The following is a 7,841-nucleotide window of genomic DNA, read 5'->3' as shown; positions in this document are numbered from 1 at the left end:
CGCCCGGACGGCAGCCTGGTGATGGACGAGCATTTCTACCCCACCAGCTTGTCCCTGCAAGCGGTGCCGGCGTTGCATCGCTACCTGGGTGAAGTGGCCGGCCTGATGCGTGAACGCGCCAAAAACCTGGCCCAGCGCATCGGTTCACCGGGGCAGTCGGGTGTGGCTGATGTCACTGACTTCAACCTGCTGCAAACCCTCAACCGCTTGTTCCCGCTGTTCCAGCACCTGGCCCGCCAGCGTCAGGTCCACCCCGAGCGGCTGTACATTGCACTGGCGCAAGCCTGCGGCGAACTGGTGACCTTTACCGATGAAGGCCACCTACCCCAGGAATACCCGGCCTACCAGCACGACAACCTGCGCGAGTCGTTCCAGATGCTGGAGCACACCCTACGCCGTGCCCTGGGCACCGTGCTGCAACCACGCGCGGTGTCGCTGCCGATTGTCGAGCAGCAGTACGGCGTGCGCAGCGCCGCATTGAACGACAAACGCCTGCTGGACAACGCCGAATTCATCCTCGCCGTGCGCGCCGAACTGCCCGCCGAGACCCTGCGTCAGCAACTGCCCAAGCAGATCAAGATCACCTCCACCGAAGGCCTGGAGCAACTGGTCAGCCTGCAACTGCCGGGCATCCCATTGCGGCCGCTGCCGGTGGCGCCGCGACACCTGCCGTTCCATGCCGGCTTCAGCTACTTCGAACTCGACCGCCATCACCCGGCCTGGCAAAGCCTGAGCAGCGGCAGCGGGTTCGGTTTCCATATTGCCGGTGAGTTCCCGGAACTGGAGTTGCAGTTCTGGGCGATCAGGAGTGAGAGAGATGACTAAGACCACACCAGATTCATGGCACCACGAGGAAGTCTCCGGCGCCATCGACTTTGCCGGCGAAACGATCACTGTTAACAGCCAAACACAATTGGCTGACCCTGAATACGACTTGCGCGGCGTGGCCTGGAACCCATTGTGCGATGCCGCCACGCCACTGATCGGCCTGGTCATCCGCCTTCGCCGTCTGGACCACCACGACGACGTGCCCGCGCTGTACCAAAGCGTCAGCAACCAGATCACCACGATCATGGAAGAAGTCAGCCAGCTCGACTACGACGCCGGCATGCTCAAGGCCTACTCCTACAGCCTGTGCCTGTTGATTGACGAGGTGGTCATGCGCACCACCTGGGGCCGGCTCTCCAGCTGGAGCGCACGCTCGTTGCTCAGCCAGTTCCACGGGGAAACCCAAGGCGGCGAAAAATTCTTCACCGTCATGAACAACATGATCCCCGAAGCCGCCCGGTACCAGCATGTATTGGAGTTCATGTACCAGTGCCTGATCTCCGGCCTCAAGGGCAAATACGGCGCCCATATCAAGGGCGATGACGAAATACAGAAGATCATCGACCAACTGCACGGCCTGTTGCGCCCCCTGCGCGGCGAGACGCCCAAGCGCCTGACCGACCCGCTGAAAAACGTCGCCCCGCGCAACTACCGGATCAAACGCGCCTGGCCGTTGTGGACGCCTTGGGCCATGGCCGCCGTCGTGCTGACGGTTGCCTACACGATCTACTCAATCCGCCTGAACACCATCACCCAGCAGGTGCTGGTGTCGCTGGAGCGGGTGCTTCACCTGTAACCGATTTTCAGCGCGCTCATCCCGAGCGCCTGCAAAGCCATGGCCGTAACGGCCATAACCTGCGGCCCTCAGGGGCCGTTCACTTGATCGCGACAAGGAGCTTGTCATGCCAACACCTGCGTACATCAGCATCCACGGCAAAAACCAGGGCCATATCACCAAAGGCGCCTTCACCGCCGATTCGGTGGGCAACGTTTATGTGGAAGGCCACGAAGACGAAATCCTCGCCCAGGAAATCGACCACCAGATCGCGGCGCCCACCGACCCGCAAAGCGGCCAGCCTTCGGGCCAGCGCGTGCATAAACCGCTGATCTTCACCAGCGCCTTGAGCAAAGCATCGCCCCTGCTCTACCAGGCCCTGGCCACCGGCGAAATGCTGCCGACCGTTGAAGTGAAGTGGTTCCGCACTTCGGGAGACGGCAAGCAGGAGCACTTCTTCACCACCAAGCTTGAGGATGCCACCGTCGTCGAAATCCACACCGTGCTGCCGCACGCCCAAGACGCCGACAACGAAAACTACACCCAACTGATCAAGACCAGCCTGTCTTACCGCAAGGTCAGCTGGAGTCATGTGGTGGCCGGCACCGAAGCCTCGGACGACTGGCGTAAACCGGCTGCAGCGGGCTGAGCGCGTCATATCCATCGTTCCGCCACTGTGTGTCATGCAGCGGCGGAATTTTCCTGAGTCAATGTTTATAAGGAGGCCCTATGCCTGCCGTTGTTCTGGTCGGTCACGACCATGACTGTCCTTTGTGTGGCCCCACCACGGTCGACACTGGTACTCGCAACGTAACCGTCAATGGTCGCGCCGTCGTCCGAGTTGGCGACACCCTTGGATGTGGCGCCGTCATCACCAGCGGCTCCCCCTCGATGATCATCAACGGAAAAGCCGTGGCCCGTGTCGGCGATACCACCGACCACGATGGCGAACTCGAAAACGGTGATAGCAGTTGGTTGATCGACTGACACTCACATACTTGAAATGGAGGCCCCATGCCCCGCCAAAGCGACCTGCGTTTTACCTTTGAACCCTTGAAGGGCGATCCATTCGAGGTGGTCTCGTTCACCCTTGATGAAGGCCTGTCCCAGCCCTTCAAACTGGAACTGGAGCTGGCCAGCCACAACGCCGCTGTCGACTTCAATCGGGTGCTCGATCTGGCGGGGCTATTCACCCTCTGGCGTGGAGAAACGCCGGTACGTTACGTTCATGGCCTGGTCAGCCTGTTCAGCCAGAGCGACACCGGCTTTCGCCGCACCCGCTACACCGCCGTAGTCGAGCCGACCCTGGCGCGTTTCAACCTGCGCTCCAACTGGCGCATCTTCCAGGCCCAGACCGTGCCCGACATCATCACCAGCATGCTGGCCGAGCAAAAGCTGACTGACATCCGCAGTGAAATCTGCTTCGAGCACCAACCCCGCGAATACTGCGTGCAGGCCGGCGAAACCGACCTCGACTTCATCGCCCGCCTCGCCGCCGAAGAAGGCCTGCTCTACACCTTCGAACACCGCGCCGACGGCCACACCCTCGTCCTCACCGACCGCGTCGGCGGGCTGGGCACCATCGGCACCCATACCGACTGCCCGGTGATCTACCAGGCCATGGGTGGCGGCGATGCTACGGAACCGGCACTGACCCGCTTCCACTACACCGAACAAGTGCGTACTGCGCGCCAGGTGCAGCGCGACTACACCTTCACCCACCCGCGCTACAACCAGCAGCACACCGCCACCGGCGACCAGGACCTGAACAACCAGCACAAGGACTACGAGCGCTACGACTATCCCGGCCGCTACAAGCGCGACATCGCCGGCAAGCCTTTCACCAAGACCCGCCTCGCCGCCCTGCGCAATGACGCCAAGCTGGCCCACCTGGAAGGTGATGACGCCCGCCTGCAGCCGGGGCTGGCGTTCGATCTCAGCGACCACCCGCGCGAGGACTTCAATGATCGCTGGCGCACCATCGCCATCACCCACGATGGCAAACAACACACCAGCCTGCAGGAAGAAGCCTTTGGCAGTGACAGCGGCACATCCTATGAACTGAAGGCCACAGCCATCCGCTGGACCTCCGACTGGAAGGCGCCGCTGTGTGACAAACCGTGCATTGACGGCCCACAGATCGCCACGGTGGTCGGGCCTCCGGGGGAAGAGATCTATTGCGATAAATGGGGGCGGGTCAAGGTGCAATTCCCGTGGGACCGCACTGATAAAAACAACGATCAGAGCTCATGCTGGATTCGTGTGGCTCAGGGTTGGGCCGGTGCGACTTGGGGTGCCATAGCCGTGCCGCGGGTGGGTCAGGAGCTGGTGATCAGCTACCTAAGCGGTGATCCTGACCAGCCTATCGCAACAGGCCGCACCTACCGCGAAACTAACCTGCCGCCGTATGAGCTGCCCAAGCACAAAACGCGGATGACCATCAAGAGCCGGACCCATAAGGGCGAAGGTTTCAACGAGCTGCGTTTTGAGGATGAGCTGGGGCAACAGGAAGTGTTTATCCATGCCGAGAAAGACAAGAACGTCCATATCAAGCACAACAACACAATCTATGTGGGCAACGATCGCAGTGAGAAGGTCGAGCATGACGAGCAGATAGAGATAGGTCACGACCGCAGTCGACAGGTGGGCAATGACGAACGGATAAGCATCGGACAGGATCAATACCACAATGTAGGTCGAGATCGAATACAGAGCTTCGGACGAGACCATCAGGTCACCATTGGCAAAGATCGGGTCGAAACCATAGGTAATGATCGCCACGATACGATTGCGGTGAATCACCACGTAGATATTGGTGGTAATGCCACGCAAGTCATACAGGGTTTCCAGCAAATCACTGCCGCCCAAGGTATAACCACCAAAACTACGACTTACCAGTTGCAAACCAGCGAAAGCCTCGTTCTACAAGGTCCCGGCGGCAGCATTACCTTAGACGCCAATGGAATCACCCTCAGCGGGATTGCCATTTTCTTGATGGGGCAGGTGCAACAAACTGCAACAGGCGCAGGAAATTCACTCGCATTGAATGGCAAACCCTCGGCTGGCGAACCGATCTGTATTGGTTGCTGGCTCAAAGCTGCTCGTGAGCGTAAAGCACTGGTGAAGGTGGACACATGATCCCTTTCGAACTTCTAAACTCTTTGAATAACGACCTGTACGGGAATGACACATCCGGTGCCCGTTACATTGTCGCATTGATTGATATGGCGACAATGCCCGAGGATACCCAGCGAAAACTAACCAACCTGGACATGCATTTACACCCGTTACTTCTTGCCCGCGGCTTTGAAAAGCTCAGGCCATTGGGCGCCCATCTAGTGAGCTCAAATGAAGCGACACGGATGGGCCACAGCGCCTTGTTCGACAAGCTTTCGCCCTACGACAGCAATGAAATCGTTGCATGGATTACCAGCACTGTGAGTCCCGAAGCTTTAGCACAACATCTGAGTCAGGCCACATTTGCCGACACTGAAAACGGTGAGCGGTATTTGCTGCGCTACTATGACAGCCATATCACCCCGACGCTGTTGCACCACGCTCCTGAGCAGTGGCGAGACTGGCTGCTTGCCCCCATCGTGTCCTGGTGGTTTCGAGGAGCGACATCGCATCACGAACAGTGGCACCGCATTCGCGGGCGAGCACAATCAATACCGATAGTTGCTGCACCCCGATTGTTGCTAAGTACTGAACTGTGGCGCTCGTTGGAAAGCGACTCTCTGCCTCATCGGCTCCTGCAAATACTTAGCAAAACATTTCCATCTTTATTCACTAGCCCGTGCCATGGCGTTCGTCTAGCGCTCATCGAATCGCTGCTGGCCAGGGGAAAGAGCCTTGGGTTAATTGAACATCACAACCTCATCGACTTCGTCATCCTCAATCTTCAAAACACCCCGGACCAATTGCAGGGCAATGCGAGCTGGCATTTGGCGCTTCAACAAAGCGTGAATGGCGAAGGACGCCTGAGCCGACTGTACCGCTATGGAGAACAACAACCATGAAAGATGCGAACGACCCTTTCGCCCTCATTGCCCAGCTAACTCAAAGCACTGAAGGCAATAGTCCCTGCGTCAGTTGCAAGCGGAGCGTGTCCATACTTGCGTTGCGCTATGCCGTCATCGGAAACAGCCAGACAGCATCAGGTCAACTGCTTGCACCACAACCTATAGGCGGGCCCGGTATAGCGCTGAAAAACTCGTGCTACACCGTGCGAGCTCTACGCGATGGATACCTCTATGTATTTATTGAGCGTGCCGCTGGCTGGGTGTGCGAGGGCGCCTATCAAACGTTCAACAGTGGCCTGTGCAAAGAATTGTGGCCCTCCAGCCCGGACAACTTGCCTTTTGGAGGTGTCCCAAACTTTGGTGATCACGTTGTTCGGATCAACGATCCAGAAGACATCAATGAAGCCCGACTGCTGTTCACACCCGACCCGTTGACCCCCCACATGCTCGCTGAAATCCGTACGCAAAAGCGTCTGCGGGACACCCTTCGCAAAGTTGACATCCGACAAATGATCCAAAGTTGCAGCAACGTCGAGCACATCATCGAGCCTGCTGCCCTCGAAAATAGCGTTGCAGACATTGTCGCGAAGACATCAGCGCCATTGACTGCCAACCTTTCCAGCCAGCTATTTATTGCGCCGCCGACCGACTTCGCCCCCCTAGAGGGTGTGGCAAGGCGCCTTCACGCCACAGCGACCCAAGCAAAGGGTTTTGCCGTAATACTCGACGATCCTATCGGGATTACTCAGGAGCTCAATGCCTGGCGCAACCAAAGCGTTGAGTCCCTTGAAATGTTCATGCGCAATACCGATGACGAAGGCATCGATAACAAACGCAAACACACGATCGGCTTTGCTATTGAAAACCTCAAGGTCACCCTGGCCGAACAAGCCGAGCAACGCTACGTCAATCACGCTAACTCCCTCGGCGTGAGGTATACCGATCGAGAGTATGCCACCAGCAACTTTCATATGGTCACTGCGTCGAGCGGCAGTTATCGCAGCTTTCGTAACCCGGCTGAGCAACGGCGCCAGGAGCAGCAAGATATTCAGAAAGCCCGAAGAGACAGCTGGGAAAAGGATTATGCGTCTTCGGTTGATGAAGTTCGGCTGCAAGCCTTCATGGCAGAGTTTCAAGTCGCCGTAAAACTGGCAGACGAGATCAAGGACAGGCGTGCGGAAGATCATCTGCACTGGCTCAAGAGCTCAGCCCTGCAAGAGGCATATTCCTACTACGATCGACGAGACTATAGCAATGGCTTGCTCTTTGAAGCACAAATAGGCGCGTCGGTTGCGGGCATGAATTGCACCGAAAAGGGCGATTCGCTGCTCGAAACTTGGAGCAATGCCGATAGCGTTACTCCAGAGAACTGGCTTTGGCGCGGGCTTGCTCAAAATCAAACTGCAGCCATCAGGCAAATCAACCTCGTGCTCGCCCAGCGCTCGCAAATACCGAATATTGATGGCAGCCAATTGCAAAGTCTGATCAAACCCCTGGCCGATATTTTCGACAAATCCAACGCGCTCGTCAGCGAAGCCAATCGCAATACGTCTGCCACGCCCATCAGGGTCAGCGGAGCAGTACTAATGATCAACACTTTCGGTACACGAATGCTGCAGAGCGGTATGGCTTCAACGTTGGACCGTCCGACCAACTCCGCTTTGGCTCTGGTATTCAAGGCACGGTTAGGAAAACTGGGAGAACAACTGCATTTCGAAAGCAGAGGCACACCACTCAGCCAAGGAGTAAAAGCGAAAATAGGCCTGGCCGCCAGTAAGGCCTTTAGCGACTCACTTACCGCAGGATCCACAAGCCCCATATTGGAAATTCGTCTGGGAACCACCCTAGCCTTGCTAGAGGTGTGGAACCTGAAGCTGAAGGCGGAAAAAACCGACAAGGGATCTCGGGAATACCTTGAGCTGATCGCGGCGATGCTCGCTGTGTCGGCAGCGGGGCTGGAACTGGGAGGGGTTGCGGTAGAACTTGCTGAACGTAGTGCTAATCCCGCAGTTAGTCAGGCCGGGCGGCTGATCGGCAGTAAGTTAAAGTTGATGGCGGGAGTGTTGGCTGGAGGAGCGGCGCTCGCGGGTATGTACTTTGACTTGGCCGATGCAAAAAAAGCCTTGGGGCGGAGCAACTATTCGTTAGCCACGGTTTACTTAGTACGTGCCTCAGCCCAAGTCAGTGCTGCATTTTTTTCTGGAGCCATCGGGATA

Annotated in this window: 7 protein-coding genes; all 7 read left to right on the top strand. The window is 57.6% G+C overall.

Annotated features, from left to right (window positions below):
- A partial coding sequence (gene tssK, locus Q1V60_RS07715) for a type VI secretion system baseplate subunit TssK (protein WP_300628937.1) occupies window positions 1–825 on the top strand: 825 nt, incomplete at its 5' end.
- Window positions 818–1,624, top strand: coding sequence for a type IVB secretion system protein IcmH/DotU (gene icmH / locus Q1V60_RS07710; protein WP_300628934.1), 807 nt, complete (start codon window positions 818–820; stop codon window positions 1,622–1,624). The genes tssK and icmH, both read left to right, overlap by 8 nt.
- Before the next feature lie 106 nt (window positions 1,625–1,730).
- A complete protein-coding gene (locus Q1V60_RS07705; RefSeq protein ID WP_300628933.1) occupies window positions 1,731–2,252 on the top strand; it encodes an Hcp family type VI secretion system effector in 522 nt (173 codons plus the stop codon).
- Between the two features lie 80 nt (window positions 2,253–2,332).
- Window positions 2,333–2,590, top strand: coding sequence for a PAAR domain-containing protein (locus Q1V60_RS07700; RefSeq protein ID WP_300628932.1), 258 nt, complete (start codon window positions 2,333–2,335; stop codon window positions 2,588–2,590).
- A gap of 27 nt (window positions 2,591–2,617) precedes the next feature.
- Window positions 2,618–4,741, top strand: coding sequence for a type VI secretion system tip protein TssI/VgrG (tssI, locus tag Q1V60_RS07695; RefSeq protein ID WP_300628930.1), 2,124 nt, complete (start codon window positions 2,618–2,620; stop codon window positions 4,739–4,741).
- Window positions 4,738–5,622: a DUF4123 domain-containing protein gene (locus Q1V60_RS07690; protein WP_300628928.1), complete on the top strand. Its 885-nt coding sequence runs from the start codon at window positions 4,738–4,740 to the stop codon at window positions 5,620–5,622. The genes tssI and Q1V60_RS07690 overlap by 4 nt, the downstream gene beginning before the upstream one ends.
- A partial coding sequence (locus Q1V60_RS07685) for a T6SS effector BTH_I2691 family protein (RefSeq protein ID WP_300628927.1) occupies window positions 5,619–7,841 on the top strand: 2,223 nt, incomplete at its 3' end. The genes Q1V60_RS07690 and Q1V60_RS07685, both read left to right, overlap by 4 nt.

This window comes from Pseudomonas sp., assembly GCF_030147005.1.
Classification (GTDB): Bacteria; Pseudomonadota; Gammaproteobacteria; order Pseudomonadales; family Pseudomonadaceae; genus Aquipseudomonas.
The sequence above is the reverse complement of the archived record's forward strand: the minus strand, read 5'-3'. Positions and strand labels throughout refer to the sequence as shown.

Coding starts and splice junctions, on each gene's coding strand:
- Q1V60_RS07700 (WP_300628932.1), top strand. CDS start 2,333: ATGCCTGCCGTTGTTCTGGTCGGTCACGACCATGACTGTCCTTTGTGT.
- Q1V60_RS07690 (WP_300628928.1), top strand. CDS start 4,738: ATGATCCCTTTCGAACTTCTAAACTCTTTGAATAACGACCTGTACGGG.
- icmH (WP_300628934.1), top strand. CDS start 818: ATGACTAAGACCACACCAGATTCATGGCACCACGAGGAAGTCTCCGGC.
- tssI (WP_300628930.1), top strand. CDS start 2,618: ATGCCCCGCCAAAGCGACCTGCGTTTTACCTTTGAACCCTTGAAGGGC.
- Q1V60_RS07705 (WP_300628933.1), top strand. CDS start 1,731: ATGCCAACACCTGCGTACATCAGCATCCACGGCAAAAACCAGGGCCAT.